This is a genomic window from Mesorhizobium monacense, assembly GCF_056781675.1.
Genome location: NZ_CM165567.1, coordinates 2662214 through 2688197, shown reverse-complemented (window position 1 = coordinate 2688197; position 25984 = coordinate 2662214). Strand labels below are relative to the sequence as shown.

Genomic DNA, 25984 nt, shown 5'->3' with positions numbered 1-25984 from the left:
TCGGCCTCGCCTGACCGCAAGAGCTTGGAGAACGGCGCTCCTTTGCTCTATGCTGGGGTATCCTCCCCCGCGCCGCCGCGCGCAAAGCCTCCCGTCGGAGAAAACATTCCATGCACAAACGCCGTCTCGGTCGGACCGATCTTCTTGTGTCGCAAATCTGCCTGGGATCGATGACCTGGGGTCAGCAGAACACGGAGGCGGAAGGTCATGCCCAGATGGACCTCGCCTTTTCGCGAGGCGTGAATTTCATCGACACCGCTGAGCTCTACCCGATTCCGCCCAAGGCGGAGACGCAAGGCCGCACCGAGAAGATCATCGGCAGCTGGATGAAGGCCAAGGGCAATCGCGACAAGGTGATCCTTGCCTCAAAAGTGGTCGGCCGCACCGCCAACACATGGTTTCGCGGCGACCGGCCGTCGAAGCTTGTGCGCGCCGATATTTTCGACGCGGTTGAAAAATCGCTGACCAAGCTCGGCACCGATTATATCGATCTCTACCAGATCCACTGGCCGGAGCGCGATGTTCCGTGGGGCGCCAATCCGAACCGCATTGGCGCGGTGGCACCGCGTGCCGATTCTTTCGGTGCCCCGACAGGGGAGACGCCGATCGCCGAGACGCTCGCCGTGTTCGACGAACTGGTGAAGGCAGGAAAAATCCGCCATTTCGGCCTGTCGAACGAAAGCTCCTGGGGCGTCATGCGCTTCATCGCCGAGGCCGACAAGAGGATCGGTCCGCGCGTCGCCTCGGTGCAGAACGCCTACAATCTCGTCAACCGCACCTTCGAGGTGAACCTTGCCGAAGTCTGCGAGCGCGAGCAGGTTTCGCTGCTCCCGTACTCGCCGCTGGCGCAAGGCTATCTGACCGGCAAATATGACCACGGCGCGCGGCCTCAGGGCTCGCGCTCGCAGCTTTTCAATCGTGGTCAGCGCTACGAGACGCCGAATGCTGCGGAGGCTCAGCTCGAATACAACGAGCTGGCGCGTTCGTTCGGTCTGGAGCCGGCGCTGTTTGCCAATGCCTATGTTTCGAGCCGGCCTTTCGTCACCTCCAACATCATCGGCGCCACCGCCCTCTGGCAACTGGAAATGGCGCTGTCTTCGGTCGACGTGACCTGGACCGAGGAGATGCAGAATGCAGTCGACGCCATCCACCAGCGCGTCGGCAACCCGTGCCCGTAGGCAGGGCGCTTTCAGAAATTATCAAACAATAACAAAGGGAAGGGGACGGCGATGAATTTTCCGATCGAGGCCGTGCGGAAAAGATTTCCAGCACTGTCCCTGACCGACGGAGGCCGCCGGCGCGTCTATCTCGACAACCCGGCCGGCACGCAGGTGCCGCAGGCGGTGGCCGACGCAGTGTCGCGCTGCCTATTGACCACCAATGCCAATCTCGGCGGCTTCTTCGAAACGACTGTCGCGGCGCAAAAGGTGGTCGACGATGCGCATGCGGCGATGGCCGATTTCCTGGGTGCCGCAAGCGCGGAAGAAATCATCATCGGCGCCAACATGACGACGCTGACCTACCACATGTCACGTACGCTCGGCCGCGCGATGAAGCCGGGCGACGAGATCATCCTGACCCGCATGGATCACGAGGGCAACGTCTCGCCCTGGCTGCAACTGGCCGAGGATCTCGGCCTCGTCGTCCGCTGGCTGGCTTTCGATGAGCGAAGCTGGCAGGTCGAGGAGGCGGCGCTCAAGTCGCTGCTCTCGGAAAGGACGCGGCTCGTCGCGCTGAACTACGCCTCGAACCTCACCGGTTCGATCAACCGGGTGAAGGCGCTGACAGCGATTGCCAAGCAGGTCGGTGCGCTGGTCTATGTCGACGCCGTGCAGTTCGCGCCGCACGGACTTGTCGACGTGCAAAATCTCGGCTGCGATTTCCTGGCCTGCTCGGCCTATAAATTCTTCGGCCCGCATATGGGCATACTTTGGGGGCGGCGCGACGTCATCGATGCGCTGAAACCCTACAAATGCCGCTGCTCGTCCAACGGCCTGCCCGAGCGCTTCGAACTCGGCACGCCGCAGATCGAGTTGATGGCCGGCCTCACGGCCGCCGTCGACTATTTTGCCGATCTCGGCGCTACGGCTGGGGGAAGCGGCTCACGCCGCGCCAAGGTTGCGAAGGCGTTTGAAGTCTCGATCGCCTATGAGAACGTTCTGGCGCAGAGGCTGATCGACGGGCTGTCGGATATCGAGGGTCTGACCATCCACGGCATCATCGATCCCGCGCGCGTTGGCGAACGCGTGCCGACGGTCTCGTTCACCGTCGCGGGCATGGTGCCGGAGACGATCGTGCGGCAGATGAATGCCGAGAACATCTTCCTCTGGTCCGGGCACAACTATGCCTGGGAGATCGTCCATCAACTCGGCATTCCGGCGGAGGAGGGCGTGGTGCGGATCGGTATCGCCCACTACAACACCGCGGCCGAAATCGACGAGACACTGGAGAGCGTGCATCGGGTCATCGCCATGTTGCGACAAGAGCGGTCGTAAGCCGGCGCTATCGCTTCTTGCCGCCGCCAAATCCGGTCAGGAACGCGGTGAGATTGTCACCGAGTTCCTCGCAGAGATAGCCGCCTTCCTGGACGATGACTGTCGGCAGGCCGAGCCCGGCAATGGCCTCGCCGACGAGCGAGAAACCAGGCGTCGTCACCGACAGCCCACCGAACGGATCGCCTTCGAAGGCGTCGAGCCCGAGTGCCACCACCAGCGCGTCGGGCGAAAAGGCGCGGATGCGTTGGAAGGCGGTGGCTAAAGCTTCGAGGAATGGCGCGTCGCCGGATTTCCTGGGCAACGGCAGGTTCAGATTAAAGCCGAGGCCGGCCCCTTCGCCGCGTTCGTCGGCATGGCCCCAGAAGAACGGATAGAAGCGCACCGGGTCGGCGTGCAACGACACAGTCAGCACGTCTGGCCGCGCATAGAAGATGCCTTGCGTGCCGTTGCCGTGATGCAGGTCGACATCGAGGATCGCCACCCGCGCAGCCTGCTTGCGCAGCGTCTGGGCAGCAATCGCCGAATTGTTGATGAAGCAGAAGCCGCCGGCGACATCGACAAAGGCATGATGGCCGGGCGGGCGGCAAAGCGCATAGGCTACCGGCGCGCCCGTCATCACGGCTTCTGCGGCCTCGACAGCGCTCCACGCGCTCCACAGCGCGCTGTTCCAGGTTTCGCCGGAGATTGGGCAAGCGGTATCTGCCATATGGTAGCCGGCCTGGCCGACCGCCGAGGCCGGATAAGAGCCGGTCCGTGTGATCGGATGGATGTTGGGGATCACTTCCGCCGAGGCGCCCTCGATACGCTGCCAGCGGGCGAAGATATGCTCAAGAAAGTCGAGATATTCGGGTGTATGCACCGCGGCAATCGGTCCAAGTCCGTGATTCCGTGGTCGCTCGATCGTCAAGCCGGCAGCTTTTGCGCCGGCTAGCAAGCGCCCGACGCGCTCCGGCTTTTCCGGATTGGGCAGCGACGCACCGCTGGAGAGGAACGCCTTGGGGTCGTGGCGCTTTTGCTCTTCGGCGTAAAAAGCCTTCATCGTTCGTCCTCCGACGCATCGGCAAAGGCGAAGAACGCCTCGCCGACGATCTTCTGCACCTGCTCGTAGCTCGACCAGGCAATGCCTAGCCTTTCGTAAAAGGCCTTGGCGGTCTCGTTGTCGGTGTCGACGGACAGCCTGAGATAGGCGCCGCCGTCCTTTCGACATTCTCGTGCGACACGGCGCAAAAGGCGCTCGCCGATGCGCCGCCCGCGAAAGCGGTCCTCGACATAAAGATCCTGCACATAGACGCCGGGACGACCCATCCAGGTCGAGAAGATCGGGAAATGCAGGCAGAGGCCGGCGAATTCGCCACCGACTTCGGCGATCAGGGTCGAGAAGGCGGGTTTTTCGCCGAAGCCGTAACGGCGCAGGTCGTCAGGCGTGGAGGTGATCTCCTGATGCGCGCCGATATGGGTGCCGAGGCGCAGAAGCGCGACGAGGATAGTGTCGACGTCGTCGATGGTGCCGGGGCGGATGAGCACATCTGCGGCCATCAAAACGCCACCCTGTCCCCACCCTTCAGCGCCAGCATCGCGCGCGCTTCCGCCGGTGTTGCGACCTCCAGCGACAGCCCATCGAGCACCGAGCGAATCCGCCGCACCTGGTCGGCATTCGACTTCGCCAGTTGCCTCCCATCGTAGAGGCTGTCTTCCAGCCCGACCCGGACATTGCCGCCCATTGCCGCGGCGATCGAGATCAGCGGCATCTGGTGGCGGCCGGCAGCGAGCACCGAGAACTGGTAGCTGTCGCCGAACAATTTGTCGGCGATGCGCTTCATATGCACGAGATTTTCGGGATCGGCGCCGATGCCGCCCAATATGCCGAGCACGAACTGGATAAACAGCGGTCCCGACACCAGGCCGCGATCGCGAAAATGCGCCAGCGAATAGAGGTGGCCGACATCGTAGCATTCGAACTCGAAGCGCGTGCCGCATCCCTTGCCGAGCTTTTCGAGCACGCCCTCCATGTCGGCGAAAGTGTTCTTGAAGATCGTGTCGCGGGTCGCTTCCAACAGCTTCGGCTCCCACTCGTGCTGCCACTCCCTCGGCTTGTCGAGCATCGGGAACAGCGCGAAATTCATCGAGCCCATATTGAGCGAGCACATTTCGGGCTCGGCCCTGAGCGGGGCTGCCAGCCGCTGGTCGAGCGTCATCAGCGACGAACCGCCGGTGGTGATGTTGATCACCGCATCGGTCGCCTGCTTGATACGCGGCAGGAACTGCATGAACACGTCCGGATCGGAGGTCGGCCGCCCGTCTCGGGGATCGCGGGCATGCAGATGCAGGATCGAGGCGCCGGCTTCGGCGGCGGCGATGGCGTCCGTCGCGATCTGGTCCGGCGTCACCGGCAGGTAGGGCGACATGGACGGCGTGTGCACCGAGCCGGTGACGGCGCAAGTGATGATGACCTTTCTCGGGGCCATTTTTTCTCCTCAGCCTTTGACCGGCAGGTCGAGTTCGGTGGCCAGCGCCTGCAGAGAATCGCCAAGGATAGCGATAATCTCGCTGATCTGATCGCTGGTCACAATCAGCGGCGGGCAGACCATGAAATTGTCGCTCACTGGCCCGCCACGCACGCGCCGCGAATAGATGATCAAACCGCGCTCGAAGGCCAGATCGATGAGCCGCAAATTGGCGTTGAGAGCCTGCGGCAGCGGCTCCTTGGTCAGCGGGTCCGCGTACATTTCGGCTCCCATGAATAGCCCCTTGCCTCGCACGTCGGCAATGAACGGAAAGCGTCGAGTCAGGGTCTCGAGTTCACCCCTCAGCAACTCGCCCATGGCGGCCGAATTCTCGACCAGGCCAAGGCGGTCGACCTCGCCAAGCACCGCGACGCCCGCCGCACAAGCGACGGGGTTGCCGCCATATGTGTGGCCATGCAGGAAGCCACCCATCTCAAGAATCGGTCCGACAATCCTCTGTGTCGCGGCAAGTGCGCCAAGCGGCGCATAGCCGGATGAGAGACCCTTGGACAGCGCGACTATATCCGGCCGGCAGGACCAATGGTCGCCGCCGAGAAATTTTCCCGTGCGGCCGATGCCGGTCATCACTTCGTCGTGGATGAGCAGGATGCCGTGTCTGTCGCAGATTTCGCGGATGCGGCCAAAATAGCTGTCGGGCGGGACCAGCGCTGCGGTGGCGGCGCCGCCGATCGGCTCCATGATGAAGGCGAGCACGCTTTCCGGCCCTTCCTCCAGGATCTTTTCCTCCAGCATATCCGCATAGCGGATGCCCCGCTGTTCGATCGACAGATTGTCTTGATCGCGGTGGACAAGCGGCGCCGGCACCAATGGCATTGGGCGGCCGATCGCGTCGAAAGTCTTGGTGAGGATGTCATCGCCAGTGACCGCAAGCGTGCCGATGGTGACGCCATGATAGGAGGGCATGCGTCCGATGATTTTCCAGCGCTTGTCCTGCCCTGTCGCCACCGCCCATTGCCGCGCGAGCTTGAGGCAGGCCTCGATCGCCTCTGAGCCGCCCGACACGAAATAGATGCGGTCGAGTGCATTCGGCAGCCGCTCGGACAGCGCACGCGCGAGCTCGACGGCCTGTTCGTTCTCGAATTGAAAGATGTAGGCGAAGCTGACGCGGTCCAATTGCCGCTTCATCGCGTCGATGACATTGCGGTTGCCATGACCTACGTTGACGTTGACTGCACCACTCGATCCATCGATGTAGCGGCGGCCGGTCTTGTCCCACAGGTAGATCCCATCTGCGTGGTCCACCATTGGTCGTGACAGCCGGGTGAAGTGGAACAGATTCGGTCGCCGGTCGGCTTCAGCGGACTGCGCAGGGGTCATTCAAGGCCTCTTATTCTCTTATTCTCGGCTAAGATAACGGTCGAGGACATTCCTGGTCACGCGTTCGACCATCGCGTCCTGCCTTAGCAGGCCGGCGACCCATTCGCAGCTTCCGGCATGGAAGACCTCGCCCTTGCCACGCGGGAAATTGACGATCATGCCATTGCCGCGTTTGACTTTTTCCAGATTGGCATCGCTCGCCTCGCCGAACAGCGTTTCGGCGGTGAAACGGCCGTCCTCGTCGCCGAGGAACTGGTCCTTGAGCGGGATGTCGGCGCTTTCCTCGACCTGGCTTGCCATGCCGACCGCCAGCACCTGCAGGCCATCGGGCGCGCCGCTGGTGGCCGTCGGGTATGGCAGGCCGCCGCGGATCTCGAAATCGAGCCCGTCGACCTCATACCCATAGACATGGCTGTCGGCGCCAAGCAGATCGCCATAATAGATGCTGGTACCGGCGAAGGCCCAATGTTCGGGACGGTAGACCGGAAATCCACGCACGCCGCGCGGCGCGCAGCCGCCCCAGCCGGCATAGACGCCCCTGGTCGCGTTGAGGCCGAAGGTCGCGCTACCCGGCCGGCCGATCTCCGGCGCCTCCCAGGAATTGGTGGCGCGCGTGACGTCGCCGTCGCGATAGGCGGGGTCTTCGGCTCGGGCCTTGTACTTGTAACAGACCTGCCGGCGGCCTTCGTCCTCCAGCCGTGTCTGCCACATGAAATTGCCGGCGAAGCGCGCCGCGTGGCCGCCGCGCTCGACATAGGCGTCGACGGCGTCGCGCATCTCCCAGGTCCAGTATTCGTCATGGCCGACGAAGACGACGCAATCGTAGCCGTCGAGGATCTCGGGTGAGAAATGCAAATCGTGCTGGCTGGCGAGATCGACGGCATAGCCGGCGCGCTCGGCAAAGCGGAAGAAATGGCTGTCGTAGCTCGCCCAGCCGGAAGAGGCGTATTTCTTCGAATGTCCCGTGGCAAAGGCCCATTCCATATGCGGATAGCGCGGCACGGTTTTGGGCGGCACGGCGACTTCCAGCGGCACGCGCGGCGCATCCTTCGGCAACACGACGAAGCCGCGGCACCAGGGCCGCTGCGTCGAGACCATACGCGCATACTGGTCGCGGTTCGCTCCGGTGATGCCTTCATAGTGATTGGAGCCGCCCCAGGTGTTGTAGGCGAGCCAGGTGCCGGTGGCCGCCACCTGCAGCAAGCGGCCGGGCTTCTTGCCAAGCTTCGGAGCGACGATGAACAGATGATGGCAGCGTATCGGCTTGCCGTCGCGGCCGTCCGCTTCAAGCGTGACGCGATAGGCGCCGGACGGCCAGTCGTCCTCGATGCGGAATTCGAACGAGACCTCCCAGCCGCAGCCCTCGACCGAGCACTGGTCCGGCGTATCCTGCCAGCGCGCCGCTATGCCGGCTTTCCCGAACACCTTTGTCTCGGGGCCGCCATCGCGGACGATCGTGATGCCGAATGTGGCGGCCGTCGCGCTGACATGCAGCGCCACCGTCTCGCCCGGGCGATAGGAAAACCGGTCGCTGTAACACCAGATCTCGCCGCGCTCGCCATCCATCCCCGGCCGTTCGTAGTAATGCGTGCGCACCGCCTGCCGGCGCTGCTCCGGCGTCAGTCCGAAATCGGGAAATTCGGTCGGCAGATGGGTCATGAACACTGCAAAGGGCTCGAACGCCGCCATTTCGGCGATCTCCCGGCCAAGCGTCAAATGGAAACGATCGGGCCAGCAATCGCCAGGGCCACCCTTGGCCGCTCTCGCCAAACCGACTATCTCAAACAAGGCGGTGTTTTCCGCACCGGGGAGGCGCGCATGCTGAGAGTCCAGAAGGTCAAGGTCGACGACATCTACGTGCCGACCGCGCGCAAGAAGACGCTGCATCCCGAGACCGTCCGCCATCTGGCGGAAGACATTCTGGAAAACGGCATGAAGATGCCGATCCAGGTGCGCCACGACGGCAAGCGCCACATTCTCGTCGAGGGCCTGCACCGGCTGGAAGCGGCCAAATGGCTGGGCGAAACCGAGATCGACGCCTATCTGGTCCAGGCCAAGCGCCACTAGCTCCCGTTTGATCCGCCGGCCGACGCAGGCCGTTCCTGTCACCCTCCTGTGAATTTTTTCGCGAACCATGTCGGCCCGCGCTGCGCTCACCCGTCTTTGAAGCGGAACCGCAATTCAGACACACCGAGGAGACCCCATGACCACCAAGCTCGACATCGCCCCCGCCAATGACCGCGAACTGGTGCTCGCCCGCATCATCGATGCGCCGCGCGAGAACGTCTATCGCTGTTGGACCGACACCAGGCTGGTCACCCAGTGGTTCGCGCCAAAGCCGTGGACGACGCCGCGCGCCGAGATGGACGTGCGCACCGGCGGCTCCAGCCTGGTCGTCATGGCCGGCCCTGACGGCAATGAATTTCCCAATCCCGGTGTCTTTCTCGAAGTCGTTCCGGGCGAGAAGATTGTCTTCACCGACGCCTATACCAGCGCTTGGGAGCCGTCCGAAAAACCGTTCATGACCGGCGTGCTGACCTTCGAGGACGAAGGCAACGGCAAGACCCGCTACATCGCGCGGGTCAGTCACTGGAGCGTCGCCGACCGCGAGCAGCACGAGCAGATGGGTTTTCATGAGGGCTGGGGCCAGTGCACCGAGCAGCTCGAAGAACTCGCCAAGACAATTTGACAGCGGCAAGACCGGAGGAGACCAGCATGTCCAGATCGATATTTTTCGCCATTCTTGCCTCAATCGCGGCCCTGTTCGCCGCCCCGTGCCAAGCCAACGCAGAGGAGACCAAGCCTGCCATGACCACCCAGACCAAAGCACTGCCGAAGCCGGAAAAGTCCGGCCTGCTGCCGATCGACAGCCTGAACTATTACTACGCCATCTATGGCAAGGGCGAGCCGCTGCTTCTGCTGCATGGCGGCCTCGGCACCACTGACATGTTCGCGCCGATCCTGCCCAAATTTGCCGAGAACCGTACCGTCATCGCTGTCGACCTGCAGGGCCATGGCCGCACGGCGCTCGGCGACCGGCCCTTTGGCCTCGAGGCGATGGGCGACGACATGGCGGCGATCGTCAAGGCGCTCGGTTACGACAAGGTCGACGTCCTGGGTTATTCGCTGGGCGGCGGCGTCGCCTTCCGCATGGCCGTCCAGCACCCCGAAGCGGTGCGCCGGCTCGTCCTCGTTTCGGCAGGCTACGCCGCCGATGGCTTCTATGCCGAGATGCGCGGCCAGCAGGCGCAGGTCAGTGCCGCGGCGGCCGAATTCATGAAGGACACGCCGATGTACAAATCCTACGTCGCGGTGGCGCCGCGTCCGCAGGATTTCCCAAAACTGCTCGACACGCTCGGCAACTATATGCGCAGGGACTACGACTACTCCGCCGATGTGGCCAAGCTGAAGATGCCGGTGATGCTGGTCTATGGCGACAGCGACATGTATCGACCCGAGCACGAGATCAAGTTCTACCAGATGCTCGGCGGCGGGTTGAAGGATGCCGGCTGGATGCGCGAGAACCTGTCGCAGAACCGTCTGGCCATCCTGCCCAACCGCACCCACTACGACGTCTTCTTCGCCCCGGAACTGACAGCCACCGCGCTGCCCTTCCTCAATGGCGAGACCAAGGTGAAGAGCTGGGACGAGGTCGTCAGCGCAACGAAGTAATTGCTTGTTCGATAATTGCCTTGACTGCGGCCGTCTCTCCCGGGGCGGCCGCACCGTCCTTATGAAGCCCTAGCCCGGCGCGGCTCTCTCAGATGCTTGATGCCGCTCATCTCGACGAAATTCGTCGCCGTTTCCCAGAGATAGTCGCCATAGAGAAACGGCTCGAAGGGGGCTGCGCCGGCAAGCGGCAGCGGCGCGATCTCGGCGTCGACGCGCGGCTCGTAGAAGAACGGGATCGAGTAGCGCGCCGTCTTCGGCGCGATCACCCGGTGCCGCGTCGCCCGGACGCAGATGCGACCGCAGGCTGGTCAGATCGACGAAACGGTCGATCGAGCGCAGCAGATGGTCGGCAGGCACGTGGCGCTCGATGCTGAACTGGTAGAACAGCGCCTCCTGCATCAGCGTCCGCTCGCCCATCATCGACTCAATCCCCCTATCCAGAGAGACTGAATCAGGACTTCAGACCGCCAGCAACGCCGCCTTTTTCTGCGACATCGACCCAAGTCGGCGTTCGACGTCGCCGCTAGATGGGGCGTTGTGTCGCTACTGGATTTCCAAGACGATCTGCTTCACTCGCGGGCTGCCCAACGGTGTGGGCCATCGCAACTGGATTCGGTGAACGCCCGCTCCGGGAGCCTTCTCACACCCGTAGCCTACCGTAATTTACGTTGCCCGCAGCGCAACGTTGCCGCAACGTAAGGCTGTATCCCCGAGGAGGAATTCCATGAGACTCTCGCGACGCACATTCGCATGGGCCTGTATCGCGGCATTGTCCGTCGCGGGCTCAGCCACGATGGAGGCACAGTCCGCAGACGTCACCGCGGAGGAGGCCCGCTCCATTGCCAAGGAGGCCTATATCTACGGTTTCCCGATGGTGGACAGCTACCGCATCCAGTACGCCTATTTCGTCGACAGCAAGAACCCCGAGTTTAAGGCGACCTGGAATCAGCTCACCAACATCCCGCGCGTCTACACGCCCGCCGACACGGCGATCCAGACGCCCAACTCGGACACGCCCTACTCGATGATCGGCACGGACCTGCGCGCCGAACCGATGGTCCTCACGGTGCCGGTGATCGAGAAGGATCGCTACTTCAGCATCCAGCTCATCGACGCCTACACGTTCAACTTCGACTATGCCGGCAGCCGCACGACCGGCAACGATGGCGGCAGCTTCCTCGTCGCCGGCCCGGGCTGGAAAGGCGATACACCGGCCGGCGTGACGAAGGTGTTTCGCGCGGAGACCGATCTCATCATCGGGGCCTATCGCACGCAGCTCTTCAACCCCGACGACCTAGACAATGTGAAGAAGATCCAGGCGGGCTACAAGGCAGAGCCGCTGTCGGCATTCCTCGGCCAGCCCGCGCCTGCTCCTGCGCCGGTAATCGACTTCATGAAGCCGCTTTCAGCCGAGGACGAACGGAAGTCGCCCGAGTTCTTCAACATCCTGAATTTCGTCTTGCAGTACTGCCCGACCAATCCGTCCGAGACCGAGTTGATGGCGCGCTTTGCCAAGATCGGTGTCGGCGCAGGAAAGACCATAGACGTTGCGACACTCTCGCCAGAGATGAAGACGGCCATGGAGCAGGGCATGGCCGACGCCTGGGCCGATCTTGAGGGCTTGAAGAAGGAGATCGACGCCGGGAAAGTGACCTCGGGCGACCTCTTCGGCACGCGGGAATACCTCAAGAACAACTACCTGTACCGTATGGCTGCGGCCGTTCTCGGCATCTACGGCAATTCGAAGCAGGAGGCGATGTACCCCGTCTACGCTATTGACGCCGAAGGGCAGAAGCTCGAAGGCGCCAACCGCTACACCGTCCACTTCGACGCCGACAAGATGCCGCCGGTCAACGCCTTCTGGTCACTGACGATGTATGACCTGCCGGCGAGCCTGCTGGTTGCCAATCCGATCAACCGCTACCTGCTCAACAAACCGATGCTCCCGCAATTCGTAAAGGATGCCGACGGCGGCTACACGTTCTATGTGCAGAACGAGACGCCGGGCAAAGACAAGGAGGCGAACTGGCTGCCAGCCCCCAAAGGCCCGTTCTTCGTCGCGATGCGCCTCTACTGGCCGGAGGAGGCAGCCCTCGACGGCTCGTGGAAGCACCCGCCGATGACAAAGACGCCTTGAGCCCCATAGCAGCCCGACGCCTCTCTCCCCGTCCTTCGCGGGGAGAGAGCAAGGGTGAGCACTCTAACGCTGCCGGCGGCGGACGAGTTAAAGGCTCTTGCGGATGAACCACCGTTCACGCGTTTTGAAGATGTACGCATATGAACCCGACAAAGCACCTAGCTATCCTTGCCCTGTTCACTGCCTGCTTCGCAGTGTCGATATCCGCAACGACTGCTTTTGTGCAAACGGTAGAAACGGGTCTGGTCAAGCTGACCGATTCCAGCATCGAGTATTTCAGCCGAGGAAAGGGTGAACCGATAGTCTTGCTATCGGGCGGAACCCTGACTGTAGGCTACCTGGATGGCTTTGCAGATGCCCTCGCCAAGGCTGGCTGTCGCGTTGTCGGCATCAACTTCCGGGGCTCGGGGAAGAGTACCGGTCCAAGCGAGGGCGTCACGATCGCGGGACGCAACGCCACGCTACACAACATCACCGCAACAGATGATGTCCCATCAAAGCTTTTGAATTGACGCTGCAATCCTCGCCGCTACCGTGCCGCCAAATCCCTTGATGGCATGGAGCGCGGCGATGGCAAGATATGATGGCGGGTGCCTGTGCGGTGCGGTCCGCTACCGCGCGGAGGCGGCGCCGATCAACGAGCGCGTCTGCCACTGCCGGCTCTGCCAAAAGGTGATCGGCGCCGCCTTCAACGCGCGCGTGCTGTTTCGCATCGACGACGTGACCGTCGAGGGACCGGTGGCGACGGTCAACACCTCGCCGGACCTCAAGCGCGGTTTCTGTGCGGCCTGCGGCACGACGATGTTTTCGCGGCGCGAGTCCGCCGGCATCATCGGCATCACGACCGGCTCGCTCGACGACCCGTCCGTGTTCAAGCCGCAGATGCACATCTGGACGGCCTCCAAGCAGCCCTGGGTGCAACTCGACGACGGCCTGCCGCACTATGAAGGCGCGCCGCCTCCGAACTAGGCTTTGCCCTTCTCCCGCTGTGGGACAAGGGTGGGCGCTGGCGTTAACAGAATTTAATCCGAAACCACGAGATAGCCGGCAAAGCGTCATTGGCGAGCCATCATTGCCTGCTTATCTATCGGCTGCGGGTCGGTATTCGAGGAGGCGACGGATGAGCGACAGCATCAACACCCTGGACGAGCTTTTGAATGACCCGATGGTCCGGCTCGTGATGGAACGTGACCGCGTGCAGCCGGCGGAGCTTCGCACGCTGCTCGAAAGGGCCCGTGGGCGCGCCGCCGAAGACGCGGCCATCGATCAGCCGCTCGTGCCGCCGGCGCATGTCGTGGCCCGGACCTGCCTGCAGCAATGGTTGCTCGGATAGGTCAGCCGGAATTGGCCGGCAAATAGCTGTAATGGCTGCGGAAATAGGCGAGCTTGAAGCCAAGACGCGCATAGTTGCGATAGGCGGGTCCGTCGCGGTCGGGGTGCGGCGCCTCGATGTCGGCCACAAACAGTTTCGCGCCGGCGGCAATGCCATCGCGAACCATCGCTTCGCCAAGCAGCGCGTCGAGATCGAAGCTCGGCGCCATGATGCCCGGCACCGGCGCGTCGATGCCGCTCCAGGCCATGCCGTCGGCGCCGATGAACAGCGAGCGCACAGCCACCACCGCGCCGTCCCGCTTCAGCATGTAATGATGCCAGCCGGGCCGACCGACCAGCGCCAGCAGCCAGGGTGAGGTTTGCAGCCGGTACCGGCTGTCGATGAAACCAGCCCATTCTCCCGCGGTTGCCGGCGTCACCCGTTCGACTGAATGCCCGTCGGTCGGGAACCGCGGCTCGGACGCCAGCGGTGTCGCGTCGCGAAAAATCCGCTCCCAGCCGCTCTGGCGCTGCAGGCCGCGCGCCTCGAGCCAGCATCTGAGTGCCGAAGGCTCGGCATGCGGATTGGCATAGAACCAAGGCCTGGCAATGCCGGCGGCGCGGTAATGCGCCAGCAGCGCGTCAAGCTGGCTTTCGGTGGCCGGACGCTCGACGCCAAGATTCTTCACGCAGTTGAAATGGATGAACGGGATCGTCGTGCAGGTGGTCCAGACGAGATCGCCTTCCGCGGCGAGCGACAGGGCCTGGCGTGCGGCGAAATCGGCAGGCGCCGCGGCGTAGAGGTCGCGCCAGGCATTGACCTCGGCGCGTTCGATGGCGCGGCTGAAGTCGAGCGAGACATCCTCCATTGCAATGGCGGGCTGATGCGCTTCGGGCAGGACAACGGGTTCCAATTCGGACAGTGCGGCGGACGACATGGTTTTCCTCTCAACTTACGCCTTACATTGTAAGGTTAGCGAAGAGTAATATTAACACGAAACTTGTCAAGCCGGCTCGGGCGCACCTTACAAATCGGTAAATTGGATTCCCCGGATCGCGAAGCTATGCCGCAGCCGGGATAAGCGGGAAGCGGCGCTTCGTCGTCTATCGCGGCGTGCTCGGCGCTGTGTTGCTGGTGGCGATGGGGTGGCTCAAGCTGTGTTGCGCGGGCATCACGTCTGCGTCGCAAACCGCCAAGTGCCATCGATCGTCACGCGCATGCATTGACTCGCCCCGGAATTCCCCCTTAGCCTTTTGTTAACAAACAACAGACGATGGGGCCGCAATGGCATCCTCTACGGGTTGGCGTTGCGCGGCGCGGCTTGCAATAGCTCTGACGGCTTTTTCCTCTGTGCCGGGCTTGGCCAGCGCCGCCGGCCTGTCCATGATGGTAGGCGGTCCGACGTCCCAGCCAGTCGGCCACTATGATTTCTGCAAGATCCACCCCGCCGAATGTTCCATCCGTTCACCCAACAACACGCCGGAGCATATGACCGGCAGGCTGTTGCGCGAGATCACCGCCGTCGATGCCTCGGTCAACACGCACGTCAAGCCGATGAGCGACATGGACAATTACGGCAAGGAGGAATGGTGGGCCTATCCGGACAATGGCTTCGGTGATTGCGAGGACTATGCGCTGGAAAAGCAGCGCGAACTCATGAGAGACGGCGTTGCCGTATCCAACCTTCTCCTGACCGTGGTTCGCAAGCCGGATGGTGAAGGCCATGCCGTGCTCACCGTGCGCACGGACAAGGGCGACTTCATCCTCGATAACCTCAGCGACAAGGTTCGCCTGTGGAGTGAAACCGGCTATCGCTACCTGAAGCGGCAGGCGAGCGACAACTCCGGGCACTGGGTCTCCATCCTCAGCGGCGACGAGACTTTGGTCAGCTCGGTCAAATAGTCCTGCCGCCAACCCGACTTCGGTTTCTCCCGCAGACAAGGGCAGGGCAGAACGGCGCTCGCTCACCCATTTCGCTAACAATTGATTCAAACTTTGTTGGTAATTTCTCGTTAGGGAATTGCCAGTTGTCCGGCGGCGGTTGGTTGCCTTCGGTCTGTTGTGTTTTGCGTACAGGTCCAGATGCGGTTACCAGGCGTCGTCATTTTCTCGCTCGCGTCCCTGTGGCTTGCCGGCTGTTCATCGACGGCGGGCGTCGATGCCTTGCAAATGCCGTCGAACGAGACGACCAGCTCCGTCGTGCGGCCAAGCGTGCCCGTCGCGGCGGCCCCGGACACACCCGTTCTTGCGCCCATGTCGGACGAGCCCGTGGCCGACAATGCGCCGCCCTTTTCCCTGGCAGAGGAGGAAGAGACGGTTGCCATGGACACGCCGTTGCCGGAGGAGGCCATCGAGCCACCGGTCGAGCCGGTTGCCCTGGTATCGCAGCCGAAGCGGCTGACGCGCGCAGCACCCCCGATGCTGGCCGGTCCGGTGACGCGCTATGGCTTTCGCGACGCCAAGCCGATCAATTTCGGCCGGGGGGCCTCGCCCCGACACCTTGCCGTGCACGGCGTCGACGTCTCGCGCTGGCAGGGCAATATGAACTGGGGCAAGCTGCGCGCCCAGGGCGCCAACTTCGCCTACATCAAGGCGACCGACGGCGGCGACCATCTCGACCCGATGTTCAGGACCAACTGGCGCAATGCCGATTCCGCCGGTCTGAAGCGCGGCGCCTATCATTTCTTCTACTGGTGCCGCACCGCCGGAGAACAGGCCGACTGGTTCATCCGCAACGTGCCGCGGGTCGAGGGCGCGCTGCCGCCGGTGATCGATGTCGAGTGGAACGGCGAGTCCTCCTGCAAGCGGCGGCCGTCGCGCGCGACGGTGCTGGAGAAGATGCAGGTGTTCATGGACAAGCTGGAGCGACATTACGGCCAGCGACCCATCATCTACACCAGCCCCGATTTCTATCGCGACAATCTGCGCGGCGCCTTCCTCGACTATCCGTTCTGGCTGCGCGCGGTGGCGCGGCATCCATCAAAAGTCTATCCCGGCCGCAAATGGCTGTTCTGGCAATACTCCGGCTCCGGCCTGTCGCACGGGGTGAGGGGCCGCATCGACCTCAATGTCTTCCATGGTGACGAGAGACAGTGGCGTGCCTGGGCCGGCGGCAGCCGCCAGATGATGGCCGACGCTGACTAGAGGCGCAGCCCGCGTCTTGAGGTTTTTGGCGGCAAATTTCAGCGTTTTTCTAACGATCCGCTCACCCTGTTCCTTAGCGGTCCCGCAACGCCCGGTCGGTAACATCCGCGTGATCGTGCATGTCGCCCAAAGGGCATGCCCCTTAGGCCTGACCTGAAGGGTGCGCTTTGAACGGCGACATGCTTCAAAACAATGGCGTGAGGGGTCGATGCGCAATCCGGTTCTGGCAGTCGCTTTTGTGGCCGCGCTTGGCTACGGATTTTTCAACACGCTCGGCCATATGCCGAGCAACAAGCCGGTCGCCATCCCGGAGGCAGCACCGGGCGCCTCGCCGACGGCGCCGCGCCCAATCAAGGAAAACGTCGTCGCCTACAACACGGTCGACGAGGCGATGCAGGCCGCCAAGACCAAAGGCCGCTCGACGCTGCCGCGGTTCCACAAACTGATCGCCGCCGGCACGCCCGGCACTTATACGGTGAAATTCCCGCTGACGCAGAACGGCGCCACCGAGCATATCTGGCTGCAACTGCTCGGCTACAGCGACGGCACCTTCATCGGCCTGCTTGCCGACGAACCGGTGAACGGCAACAAATACAAGATCGGTGACAGGATGAAGGTGGCCGAAGCCGACGTCGAGGACTGGATGATCAGGAATGGCGGCGAAGTCTACGGCGGCTACACCACGCGCCAGGCGTTCGCCGACATGCCCAAGGAACAGGCCGCAAAGTACGGGATCACGTTCAAGGATTGAGGGCCCGTGACCGCTGCCTGAAAGCCTATCGGGCCTCGCGCCTTTCGCGCTCGCGTATCTCCGCCGTCTGCGCCAGCACCCAGTCCCGGAACACCTTGATCTTGGGTGTATTGCGGCGGCTTTCCAGGTGCACCAGCCAATAGCCGTCGCCATCAGATCCAAGGACTTCAAATGGCTGTATCAACTGGCCCTTTGCCAACAGGGCGCTGTAGATGTTGCGGGTGAGGATCGCTGCGCCCTGATCGGTCAGTGCCGCCATTGCATCGTAAGCCTGCGAACCCAGCGTCGGGCCCGCGATGACGCGATCGGGCTCGAAGGGTACACCGGCTGCCTCGAACCAGATTTTCCACCAGGGATCGTCGGCACAGCATAGCGCCACCTTGTAAAGATCCTCGGGGCGGTGGATGCCGCCCACGCTCTCGGCCAGTTTCGGACTGAGCATTGGCGTATAGTCTGCCTTGAATAGATAGTGAGCCGTCAGGCCGGGCCATTTTCCGGTGCCGGTGCGAATCCCGATATCCATATCTTCGCGTGTGAAATCGACCAGCCGGGACGATGTGTTCACCTTCACGGCAAGGTCGGGATGCATCAGCTGGAATGTTCCAAGCCATACGGCCAGCCAGTTCGAGGCAAATGTTTCCATGGTCGTCACGGACAGCACGCCGGTCGCTCCACCCTTCGTGGCGACCCACGCATCCGCCAGGGTCGAGAATGCGCCTGTTGCGTGCGGTGCCAACTGCTGTCCGGCCTCGGTCAGGGCGATCTGCCTTGTTTTTCTTATGAAAAGCGGCGTTCCGGCGCGTTCTTCCAGCACCTTGATCTGATAGCTGGCCGCCGACTGGGTCATGCCGAGTTCTTCGGCTGCCTTGGTGAAGCTGCCCAGCCGCGCCGCGGCTTCAAAGACGCGAATGGCCCCTAACGGCGGTAGCTCCCAACTCATGACGCATCAATCCTCCTGATGCATGGTACTTGACGTTCGATTGGAATCCAAGGCCGGAAAACGGCATGCTTTGTCCATCAGATCGAACCCCGAAAGGACACGGCAATGACCACCCTCTACAACACGTTTCGTCGTCCGATGCTCGACCTCTTCACCGCGCCGTTCCGGCCCCGCAAGCGCGGCCTGCTCGACCACCGTTCGCTGTCGGACCATTTCCTGCGCGATATCGGCATGCTCGACGGACGCGTTCCTCCCGGAACCATTCGCTGAGGAAGCTCTTTGACCGACATGGATGCAAGGGAGGGAAAGATGGATGTGTCATCGGAGGCTCTGGCGAAGAGCCGTCAAACGATCAGTGCCTATGAGGACTATGCGGAACGCTACGATGCAATTGTGAGGCATGTTCCCAACCCGAGAGAGCAGGCCTCGCTAAGGCGCCTTGTGGCGATCGCCGGCACGGGCGGCCAGATTCTGGAGGTCGGGTCCGGACCGGGATACGATGCCGACTTTCTGGAGAGTTTGGGCGCCAAGGTTCGGCGGACCGACGCGACAAAGCGGTTTCTTGAGCTGCAGGCCGCGCGCGGCAAGCACGGTGAGCTTCTCGATCTCATCACCGATGACCTCGGCGGTCCCTACGACGCCGTCCTGGCCCTGTGTGTCCTGATCCATGTGCCGCGCGACCAGACCGACCAGGTCCTTGCCAAGATAGCCGGGTCGCTGCGGCCAGGCGGCGCCTTCCTCGTATCGATGCGCAATGGCGATGGCGAGACGGGCGGCAAATATCATACGGTCTACTGGCGCAGGGACGACTTCGCGGCCCGCATAGAAAGCGCCGGGCTGGTCCTTATCAGGGACGATTTCAACGTCGGCCGCGATCGCGAAGAATGGAACACGTTCCTGGCTGTGAGGCCGTCATGAGGCGGCGCACGCCTCATTGATCATCGCCTCGATGTTGTAGCCATCGGGATCAAGCACAAAGCACGCATAGCAGTTCGCGCCATAGTCCGGACGCGGGCCGGGTGCGCCATTGTCCGCGCCGCCGGCATCGAGAGCAGCCCGATAAAAGGCGTCGACCTCTGTCTTGCTGTTCACCGGAAGGCGACATGCACACGTGTCAGCGGTGGTTCGCTGTCCGGTCGCTGGATCTCGAACAGGCAGCCATTGCCGACATCGAACGCCCAGAACACGCCCTCTTTGCCGAAGGAAAGGCGATACCCCATGGGGGCAAGGGCTCTTTCGTAGAAGAGCTTGCTCTTCTGCAGGTCGCCGACTGCGACGGTTATGTGATCGATCATACTGCACCATCGCAGGGCTCTGGCGCTCGGTGCGCAACGCCGTTGCAGTGTTGCAGCACTGCCGGGGCTCTATGCCTCTACATACTCCGCCAGGCTGACGCCTTTGGGCACTTCCAGGCCGTCGGCGCGCAGGCCTTCGATATGAAAGCGGATTGCGTCGCGAATTTCGGCTTCCACTTCCGGCACGGTGGCAGCGGTCGCGATGCAGCCGGGCAAGTCCGGCACATAAGCAGAAAAGTTGTTGCCGGCTTTTTCAATCACCACCGCGTACCGCATGTCATCGCTCCTTTAAGCCGGACTGCTTGAGGATGCTGTTCAGTGTTCCTGGCGCAACCTCTTCAGACGGCTTGCCGGCCACGGTGACGCGGCCGGCTTTGATTTCATGCTTATATTGGCGATGGCTGCCCTTGGTTGCAACCAGATACCAGCCGTCGGTCTCCAGCAAGCGAATAACTTCGCGGACCGTAAGTGTCGGGACCCTCAAAGTTTGCCTCGCATCTCCGTGTAACCATTTGAAATATATCAATATTTTATACGGCAATGCCTCACGAATTCAGGCTTTAGACACAACAGAACGCCTCGCTTTGGACACGACAGCGCGCCTCACTTGTGGTGGGGCACAAAAAAACCCGGCAGGCGCCGGGCTTTGTATTGATGGACGTCTTGGATCAACCGGACGGCAGCGAGTCTCGACGATAAAACCTCGTGCCGATCGTATCGCGGTCGAATGCCAGCGGCACGCCGGCCTCTTCAAGAGCCGACTTCAATCCGCTGAAATGAACTCCGCGTTCCTTTGCGAGCCGAATGAGCGACACATAGGTTTTCATGAATTCATCGAGGTCGGCTCGCATCACCAGTTTCTGCGGGCAACGGTTGACGGGATTGATGCCAACCCTGGATGGCAGATGGCCTTGCGCAAGGAGGGCGGTAAGAACCTGAGTTGCTACGCCGAGGCTCTTTTCGGTTTCGCGGAGGGACAATCCGCCATGCTCCTCTCGCCGAACCAGTAGACGGACCTCATCCGGATCGACGAGGAGCGAAAGGAAGCCATCGTCGGTCGGCGATTTCCTCGTGCGCGTCAGTTTCCCTTCCAGCTTGAGCGTGACGATCTCCATGACTGCGCAGCACGCTTGCTTTCCGGCATTGAGGAGATTGCAGAACCCGGAGTCCGCCTCGCCGAGTTCGTCCGAGTTGGCGAGAAGGCGTTCAAGGAGATCGTCTAGGTCCGCCTTTGCAAAATTGTAGTGCGTAAGAACTCCTTGGTCGAGTTCGATCACGGGGCGGATGAACCCGTGCTCCAGCAAGCCGCGGTCGTGGGGGCGAGGCACGTTGAGATACTTCGCGGCCTCCGTCATGGGCAAAGCGTCAAGCACCCGGTGGATGAATGCGCGGCCTTCTTCGGCACCGAAGAGCACCTTGTCATCGTGGAGCCTAGGTGTCGTATCTTCGATCAGGCCTCCAAGCAGGAGCAGCTTTCGCAGGCGCTTGGGGTGAGTCTCGAACTCGATGGATGCGGTTCGTACGGAATGGATTTTTCGGCTCGATACGGGCCTGCCGAAAATCTCGTCCCCGGGACCGAGCGGCATGGTCTCGATTGCGTGGCGCATGATGATGTCGCGAAGCGGCTCATAGGCATCGTCGTCGGACTCGTGGGCGAGCCAGTCGTACAGGCGGCCGAATGCCGTTTTGGGACCGGTCAGCAGTCTCCTGTGATTGCACTTCGACTGGAGCAAATTCAATAACTCGCAAATGGCAGGCTCGCCGTGCCGCGCGATCTCGAATCCGCGTGCCCCGGCGTCATACAACTCGTCTTCGCTCAATGCCGAGATCCTGACCTGGGGACCATGAACCGCGACCCCGCCAAGGATTTCACACGCTTTCGCGGCCGCATCGTACCGCAAGCCTTGGAGCCAGGGAGCACCGTTCCCACCGCCGTCCAGACGGTCGAGAAGATAGCCTTCGAGTTCCGAGAGCGACCTCGCGGAAGCCGAGTGGGCCAAAGCTTCGATCTCGCGGATTCTCGGTTCGACGGACCTTGTGAAGTCGTGAATCGTGTGAGGGCTCAGGTCATAGCTCAGTTCGATCAAAGCAGCTTCGTGTACGGGGCAGGTTCGAACTGAGGCCAGAATCCAGGTCGCTCTCTGGTAGGGCCTGGCTACCTCCGCACAGGAGAGGGATTCAAGGTCATCCCGCAGGCAGCTGGCGCACGCGCGGATTCGCCCGCGGAGAAGGGACGAGCGCCGCATTGCATGTCCTTTGAACGTGTACGTCCGGTCACCCTGACGGACAATGGCGGACCGAGCCAAAGCATCGGGATCGACGCGAGAGCGCTCGGCGAGCTTGTTCAGTGTTGCCTGATCGCCGTCAACGACACCTTGGAACGTGAAACCCATGTCTAGGCAAAAGTCTCGGCCAGAGCGGCGGTTCAAGTAGGCGATCCTCGAGCATAGGCTTGAAGGCAGCTCGTCGTCCCCGAGCGGGACCGTCATGTTTTCAGGTAACTGACCCATTACTTGTTCCTCACGTCGCGTGGCTTCTTGGAAGGCTGTTCCGGATCAAGGCCGACATTCGCCTGATCGTCAGCATCCAAAATCTTGCGGGGATCGATCCGGTCCCAATCCCGTGCAATGAAAACATTGGCATCAGGCCCGCAGCCGGTTCTCGCTGCATATACTTTTGCGAAGTGCCCGATCCTTACGGCGCCATCTCCAGACCGGAGAGCCTCCTCAATTGCATCCTGCGTGAATTCGATCGCGGTTCCGAGCTGGTTAAGCGAAGCGTGGATTAGCCGCGCGATCGGTTCGTCATTTTCCCGATCGACGACAAGACCGGCTCGATCTACGACAAATTGCCGGATCATTTTGTCGATCATTCTTGCATCGCGCGGAAACTCGATCGGCTCAAAGCGGACAAAACGGCTCCGGCGCTTGATTTGGGTGTCGCCTTGGAAGAACTTGGCAACCACCGGAAGGCCGGACAGGATCAGCCATACAGGCCAATCCTTTTGCTGGACGATGTTCTTCAACGTGTCCCGAACCTTTTGCAGCTCATATGCGTTGCCGTCTTTAAGCGCGTGTTGCAGCTCGTCGATGTGGACGATGCGCACTCGGCAGTCTCGCAGTCGCTGCCGCACCAACGCCCACACGACATTCTCGCGTAGATCGCGCTCGAGCTCATATCCGAGGGCTGCCAGGAAACTATTGCCAAGCTGTTTCAACGTGCAGGGAGACGGCGCGATCACAGTGATCGAGCTGCCGCCCTTTTCCAGGTCTGCCAATTCGCGGCGGCTTGCGAACAAACGCTGCAGCGATCTGGTCTTCCCGGCTCCGCTTTCTCCCAGCACGGAGAGGATGCGCCCCTCCGCCAGACGACCGACCCTTGATTTTCCTTCCGCCCGACGGCTGTGCACCCGCTGGTAGCTGTCGAGAAGCCAATCGACTTCCGCCTCCAGCAGTTGGTCACGCGGCGTCTTAAAGTACGCCGAAAGGACTCGATCCATGACCACGTCTCGGCCGTCAGCGGCAGACACTTCAGTATTCTCGATATTGTTGATGTCCATTTTCAATCCTCCATAGACCAGATGTCGTCGTCGGATTGTTCGTCCGGCGCATTGCTTTCGTGATCGGCCGAGTCCTTGCGGTCTAACGGCGAGATCTGCATGGCAGTTGGTGAGTCCTCAGGCGTGTCTTCGGCCATCTCGAGGAAATCCCCGTCCTCCTCGGGCCCGCGCTCGATCCTTGAGCCGAGTTCCAGACGGCGCTCCAGCTTCGCGAGTTGTTCGCGAGTGTAGGTAGGCGGATCGATTTCGGCTCTTGCGATGGCCTTGTCGGCGAAGTCCTGGATTTCGCCGAGTGCTTGCTGAACGACATCCTCGGTAATCGCGGCCTGGTCGGCATAAGTCCTGCGCAGCCGCTCGTTGGTCTCCTGCCAGTCCTTGACGGACACGCCGTTCATTCCCTGCCGTTGGCACTCCACAGTCAGCCAGCCTTCGGGGAGACGGACGGAAATGTGACCGAGGTCCAGTTGGTCGACACGGATCAGGACAGGCTTTTGGCCGATCTGGCGGCGGCGCCTTGCCAGCTCATCATCCTGATACTGATTGCCAAGGACTTCGATCCCTTCGCTGGTGATCCGCCTTTCGAGCGTGGTCCCAAAGATGTCGCGCATTTGGTCAGGGTCGGGGGCAGGCGTCACACCCCAGTCCCTAACTAGCCGCAGCCATGCGTTGCGAGGCGTCTCCCCGCCGAGACCGCCATGGGGTTCGTTGTGATAGACGTCGACGACATAACGGATGAGCACCTTGGTCAGTTCTTCGACGTCGATCGTGACACGTGCCTCGGAATCGTATTCGCCCTTGACGACGCTGTTCTCGAAAGTGCGGCCGTCGAACCGCGCGATCAGTTGAGTGTGCATGGTCGAGAACACGCGCTCGATCCTGGCACGCATTTGGGGCATGCCGACTGGGGCAAACATGACCTCGGAGCCAAGGTCAGTCCCGGCGCCCCGGAATTCGTAGCTGAACCACGACGAGCCCGTGTCGGTGGAAATGGTGTCGGGCGTGCCGCCCATGTCCCAAGGCGTCTTGCATCCTGCGGCCTTGGCAAGGGCGCGCTTGTCCGAGACAGTCATCTGGAGGGTAGCCACCGCGGAATTGGCCGAGGGAGAGTCGGGAATAACGCGGATTGCCAGAATGCAGCGCGTTGCGGCATCGATCGCGACGGATACCCACACCCGGACCTTCGCAGCGCCTCGCCTTACGTCCCTGGGAAGCTTGCTCCAAATGCCCGCGTCCATCAGCAACGTCTGAAGCGATACGCGCCACTCGTCCATCTCGACACGTTCAAGTGGCAACCTGACGTCGAGACCGCCTCGAACGATGTAGAACTTCTTCTTGGCCTTCTCCTCAGACTCCCTTCCGGCATAGACAAAGTACGCGTCAAGCTTGGCAATTTCCCGGTCGAGCGCCCTGCGGCTTGGCAATGTCAGCGGTGCAACGCCATTCTTCAGGCGTTCATCGTTCTGTTTTTTGATCTCCCTGACGAGATTGGAGTAAACTGAGGCTTTGCTGGGCTTGCGAGCATCCGCGAACGTTGCGGCAAAATCCTTTACGAGCTGCTGCACCTCGTCGACCAGGCGAGGCTGGCGGTTGCCGCTTCGGCCATAGTTGTCGCGCAACACCAGCGCATCGAAATTGCAGGCCTCGTATTTGCGTAGCCACTTCCGCAGCATCGTCGGGCTCGGCGGGCTGCGCAGCACCAGACTGCTTCCGCACCGTCCGCTGCTGGATTGGCGTTCTGTTTCGGTCTTGGCGATCTCCGCGTTGATCGTGGCGATGGCCGGCAGCATGGCAACGTCGGAGCGGCTCGTCTCCCGAGCTGCCTCCATACGCAGGAAACGATCACAGATATCCTTGCGCCAAAGCACCTTGCCGCGCTGTTCTTCCCCAAGGTCATTGAGCTTGACCTCCGGCTGGCCTCTGCTGGAGACGAGCCGAGTAGGCGAATTGTGATTGCGGAAAAGCTTGAGCTCTCCGCAATCGCGGAGCCGCTGGATTTCCTCATGGCTGAACTGTTCCGGCAATCCTGTCGCCATCCGGATCAACATCTGAGAGAAGTCATCGCTCGAGTGCGGCGCGTAATCGATCACGCCGATCGTGATGCGATCGCTCAAGCCGAATCGGAGCCGAGGCGCCGGGGAGGGGACTGTCTGGATTTTCTTGCTGCTATTGGTCATGCTGTTCTCCTGATTGTTGCTTCCGCCTGACGCGGATCTGGGTTTCGCGAGTGATGTGGCCCGTCCCGACGGCTTCAATGACGCCGTCAGCAATCAGGCAGAGGACCGCAAGAAGGCCGGCGGGTCCCGGTACCGTGACGTTGATGACTTCCGCGATCGTGGCGGCCCCCTGAAGGGTCAGGACGCAAGCTTTGACGACCGCGATGTCGGCGGGAATCCGACTGCGTACCGCCCGATGGATAAGCCGGGCATTTGCGGCGCGGATTCGCGTGATCTGTCGCCCAGTCCGAAGGATAATCCGGTCAGCTGAGCCGGGGGGCGACTGCTCCCGAATGAGGGTGAGCGTTTCCTCGATTCCGCTGGGGCCGACTCTGTGTTCCGGCTTGACGGCTACCTCTCGACGCTCGCCGCACGTCATGCGCGCTTCGAAGTCAAAGGTGTGCTTGTGCCTCTTGCCGTTGCGGTCAACGTAGTCGACTGCGGGCGGCTGATCGCGCACGTCGGCGACATCGGGGTGAGCCATAAGAATGTATGCGGCGTCGCGTTCGAGACCGCTTTCATAGACGAGTTTCCTGTTTGTCCTTGGATTCACGATGCTTCCCCTACAAGAGCCTCTCGAACGCATTTTGAAGTTGCGGCTGGTCAGCGAGTCCGACGGTGGAA

Annotated in this window: 28 protein-coding genes and 2 pseudogenes; 14 read left to right on the top strand and 16 right to left on the bottom strand. The window is 61.9% G+C overall.

The window, feature by feature from the left end:
• Positions 1-110 precede the first annotated feature (110 nt).
• Entirely contained in the window at positions 111-1178 is a 1068-nt protein-coding gene (locus AC1RUK_RS12900; RefSeq protein WP_481835315.1) for an aldo/keto reductase, read from the top strand.
• A 51-nt stretch (positions 1179-1229) separates the two neighbouring features.
• Positions 1230-2495 (top strand): cysteine desulfurase-like protein, encoded by a 1266-nt coding sequence (locus AC1RUK_RS12895; protein WP_481835316.1) that lies wholly within the window; start codon positions 1230-1232, stop codon positions 2493-2495.
• A 7-nt stretch (positions 2496-2502) separates the two neighbouring features.
• Here the strand turns inward: AC1RUK_RS12895 and AC1RUK_RS12890 are convergent, their stop codons facing one another.
• The 5 genes from AC1RUK_RS12890 to AC1RUK_RS12870 are packed head-to-tail and all read right to left on the bottom strand — an operon-like array spanning position 2503 to position 7996.
• Positions 2503-3534, bottom strand: coding sequence for a histone deacetylase family protein (locus AC1RUK_RS12890; RefSeq protein ID WP_481835317.1), 1032 nt, complete (start codon positions 3532-3534; stop codon positions 2503-2505).
• Positions 3531-4031: a GNAT family N-acetyltransferase gene (locus AC1RUK_RS12885; RefSeq protein WP_481835318.1), complete on the bottom strand. Its 501-nt coding sequence runs from the start codon at positions 4029-4031 to the stop codon at positions 3531-3533. The genes AC1RUK_RS12890 and AC1RUK_RS12885 overlap by 4 nt, the downstream gene beginning before the upstream one ends.
• Entirely contained in the window at positions 4031-4960 is a 930-nt protein-coding gene (gene kce / locus AC1RUK_RS12880) for a 3,5-dioxohexanoate:acetyl-CoA acetone transferase (protein ID WP_481835319.1), read from the bottom strand. Before kce ends, AC1RUK_RS12885 begins: the two co-directional genes overlap by 1 nt.
• A gap of 9 nt (positions 4961-4969) precedes the next feature.
• Positions 4970-6337, bottom strand: coding sequence for an aminotransferase family protein (locus AC1RUK_RS12875; protein ID WP_436174762.1), 1368 nt, complete (start codon positions 6335-6337; stop codon positions 4970-4972).
• A gap of 18 nt (positions 6338-6355) precedes the next feature.
• Entirely contained in the window at positions 6356-7996 is a 1641-nt protein-coding gene (locus tag AC1RUK_RS12870; protein ID WP_481839519.1) for a N,N-dimethylformamidase beta subunit family domain-containing protein, read from the bottom strand.
• Positions 7997-8155: 159 nt separating this feature from the next.
• On the opposite strand from AC1RUK_RS12870, the gene AC1RUK_RS12865 reads away from it, so the two are divergent.
• The 3 genes from AC1RUK_RS12865 (at position 8156) to AC1RUK_RS12855 (ending at position 10009) form a co-directional block, all read left to right on the top strand.
• Positions 8156-8404: a ParB N-terminal domain-containing protein gene (locus tag AC1RUK_RS12865; protein ID WP_006206067.1), complete on the top strand. Its 249-nt coding sequence runs from the start codon at positions 8156-8158 to the stop codon at positions 8402-8404.
• A gap of 136 nt (positions 8405-8540) precedes the next feature.
• A complete protein-coding gene (locus AC1RUK_RS12860; RefSeq protein WP_481835320.1) occupies positions 8541-9026 on the top strand; it encodes an SRPBCC family protein in 486 nt (161 codons plus the stop codon).
• 26 nt (positions 9027-9052) lie between these two features.
• A complete protein-coding gene (locus tag AC1RUK_RS12855) occupies positions 9053-10009 on the top strand; it encodes an alpha/beta fold hydrolase (RefSeq protein WP_481835321.1) in 957 nt (318 codons plus the stop codon).
• 59 nt (positions 10010-10068) lie between these two features.
• Here AC1RUK_RS12855 and AC1RUK_RS12850 read toward each other — a convergent pair whose 3' ends face one another.
• On the bottom strand, positions 10069-10275 hold the full coding sequence (locus tag AC1RUK_RS12850; RefSeq protein ID WP_481835322.1) for a hypothetical protein: 207 nt from the start codon (positions 10273-10275) through the stop codon (positions 10069-10071).
• Positions 10276-10733: 458 nt separating this feature from the next.
• Between AC1RUK_RS12850 and AC1RUK_RS12845 the strand changes: the two genes are divergently transcribed.
• From AC1RUK_RS12845 to AC1RUK_RS12830, 4 genes are all read left to right on the top strand, one after another.
• Entirely contained in the window at positions 10734-12146 is a 1413-nt protein-coding gene (locus AC1RUK_RS12845) for a DUF1254 domain-containing protein (RefSeq protein ID WP_481835323.1), read from the top strand.
• Positions 12147-12286: 140 nt separating this feature from the next.
• The gene (locus AC1RUK_RS12840) at positions 12287-12658 is read left to right on the top strand and encodes an alpha/beta fold hydrolase (RefSeq protein ID WP_481835324.1); all 372 of its coding nucleotides are present in this window, start codon (positions 12287-12289) and stop codon (positions 12656-12658) included.
• A 58-nt stretch (positions 12659-12716) separates the two neighbouring features.
• Positions 12717-13115 carry a GFA family protein gene (locus AC1RUK_RS12835; RefSeq protein WP_481835325.1) on the top strand — a complete coding sequence of 133 codons (399 nt, stop codon included), beginning with the start codon at positions 12717-12719 and terminating at the stop codon, positions 13113-13115.
• A gap of 151 nt (positions 13116-13266) precedes the next feature.
• Positions 13267-13479, top strand: coding sequence for a hypothetical protein (locus tag AC1RUK_RS12830; RefSeq protein ID WP_481835326.1), 213 nt, complete (start codon positions 13267-13269; stop codon positions 13477-13479).
• Between the two features lies 1 nt (position 13480).
• Here the strand turns inward: AC1RUK_RS12830 and AC1RUK_RS12825 are convergent, their stop codons facing one another.
• Positions 13481-14395 carry a hypothetical protein gene (locus tag AC1RUK_RS12825; RefSeq protein ID WP_481835327.1) on the bottom strand — a complete coding sequence of 305 codons (915 nt, stop codon included), beginning with the start codon at positions 14393-14395 and terminating at the stop codon, positions 13481-13483.
• 347 nt (positions 14396-14742) lie between these two features.
• Between AC1RUK_RS12825 and AC1RUK_RS12820 the strand changes: the two genes are divergently transcribed.
• The 3 genes from AC1RUK_RS12820 (at position 14743) to AC1RUK_RS12810 (ending at position 17353) form a co-directional block, all read left to right on the top strand.
• A complete protein-coding gene (locus tag AC1RUK_RS12820) occupies positions 14743-15360 on the top strand; it encodes a transglutaminase-like cysteine peptidase (RefSeq protein WP_481835328.1) in 618 nt (205 codons plus the stop codon).
• A gap of 180 nt (positions 15361-15540) precedes the next feature.
• Positions 15541-16602 carry a glycoside hydrolase family 25 protein gene (locus AC1RUK_RS12815; protein ID WP_481835329.1) on the top strand — a complete coding sequence of 354 codons (1062 nt, stop codon included), beginning with the start codon at positions 15541-15543 and terminating at the stop codon, positions 16600-16602.
• Between the two features lie 208 nt (positions 16603-16810).
• On the top strand, positions 16811-17353 hold the full coding sequence (locus AC1RUK_RS12810; protein WP_481835330.1) for a DUF2314 domain-containing protein: 543 nt from the start codon (positions 16811-16813) through the stop codon (positions 17351-17353).
• 25 nt (positions 17354-17378) lie between these two features.
• Here AC1RUK_RS12810 and AC1RUK_RS12805 read toward each other — a convergent pair whose 3' ends face one another.
• Positions 17379-18293, bottom strand: coding sequence for a LysR family transcriptional regulator (locus tag AC1RUK_RS12805; RefSeq protein WP_481835331.1), 915 nt, complete (start codon positions 18291-18293; stop codon positions 17379-17381).
• Between the two features lie 105 nt (positions 18294-18398).
• Between AC1RUK_RS12805 and AC1RUK_RS12800 the strand changes: the two genes are divergently transcribed.
• Both AC1RUK_RS12800 and AC1RUK_RS12795 read left to right on the top strand, forming a co-directional pair.
• Positions 18399-18563, top strand: coding sequence for a hypothetical protein (locus AC1RUK_RS12800; protein ID WP_481835332.1), 165 nt, complete (start codon positions 18399-18401; stop codon positions 18561-18563).
• A 39-nt stretch (positions 18564-18602) separates the two neighbouring features.
• On the top strand, positions 18603-19211 hold the full coding sequence (locus AC1RUK_RS12795; RefSeq protein ID WP_481835333.1) for a class I SAM-dependent DNA methyltransferase: 609 nt from the start codon (positions 18603-18605) through the stop codon (positions 19209-19211).
• On the opposite strand, the pseudogene AC1RUK_RS12790 reads toward AC1RUK_RS12795, so the two are convergent.
• The 8 genes and pseudogenes from AC1RUK_RS12790 to AC1RUK_RS12755 all read right to left on the bottom strand — a co-directional run bounded on the left by AC1RUK_RS12790 (position 19206) and on the right by AC1RUK_RS12755 (position 25913).
• Positions 19206-19588 (bottom strand): annotated as a pseudogene (locus tag AC1RUK_RS12790) (VOC family protein). The gene AC1RUK_RS12795 and the pseudogene AC1RUK_RS12790 sit on opposite strands and share 6 nt — an antisense overlap.
• Before the next feature lie 69 nt (positions 19589-19657).
• Positions 19658-19864 carry a type II toxin-antitoxin system HicB family antitoxin gene (locus tag AC1RUK_RS12785; protein ID WP_436174774.1) on the bottom strand — a complete coding sequence of 69 codons (207 nt, stop codon included), beginning with the start codon at positions 19862-19864 and terminating at the stop codon, positions 19658-19660.
• A gap of 1 nt (position 19865) precedes the next feature.
• Positions 19866-20033 (bottom strand): type II toxin-antitoxin system HicA family toxin, encoded by a 168-nt coding sequence (locus AC1RUK_RS12780; protein WP_481835334.1) that lies wholly within the window; start codon positions 20031-20033, stop codon positions 19866-19868.
• A gap of 223 nt (positions 20034-20256) precedes the next feature.
• Positions 20257-21675 (bottom strand): hypothetical protein, encoded by a 1419-nt coding sequence (locus tag AC1RUK_RS12775; protein ID WP_481839620.1) that lies wholly within the window; start codon positions 21673-21675, stop codon positions 20257-20259.
• Positions 21676-21732: 57 nt separating this feature from the next.
• Positions 21733-22077, bottom strand: a pseudogene (locus AC1RUK_RS12770) (TniQ family protein); the annotation flags it as partial.
• A gap of 20 nt (positions 22078-22097) precedes the next feature.
• Positions 22098-23147, bottom strand: coding sequence for an ATP-binding protein (locus tag AC1RUK_RS12765; RefSeq protein WP_481835335.1), 1050 nt, complete (start codon positions 23145-23147; stop codon positions 22098-22100).
• A gap of 2 nt (positions 23148-23149) precedes the next feature.
• On the bottom strand, positions 23150-25321 hold the full coding sequence (locus AC1RUK_RS12760; protein ID WP_481835336.1) for a TnsB C-terminal domain-containing protein: 2172 nt from the start codon (positions 25319-25321) through the stop codon (positions 23150-23152).
• The gene (locus tag AC1RUK_RS12755) at positions 25311-25913 is read right to left on the bottom strand and encodes a hypothetical protein (protein WP_481835337.1); all 603 of its coding nucleotides are present in this window, start codon (positions 25911-25913) and stop codon (positions 25311-25313) included. Before AC1RUK_RS12755 ends, AC1RUK_RS12760 begins: the two co-directional genes overlap by 11 nt.
• Positions 25914-25984 lie beyond the last annotated feature (71 nt).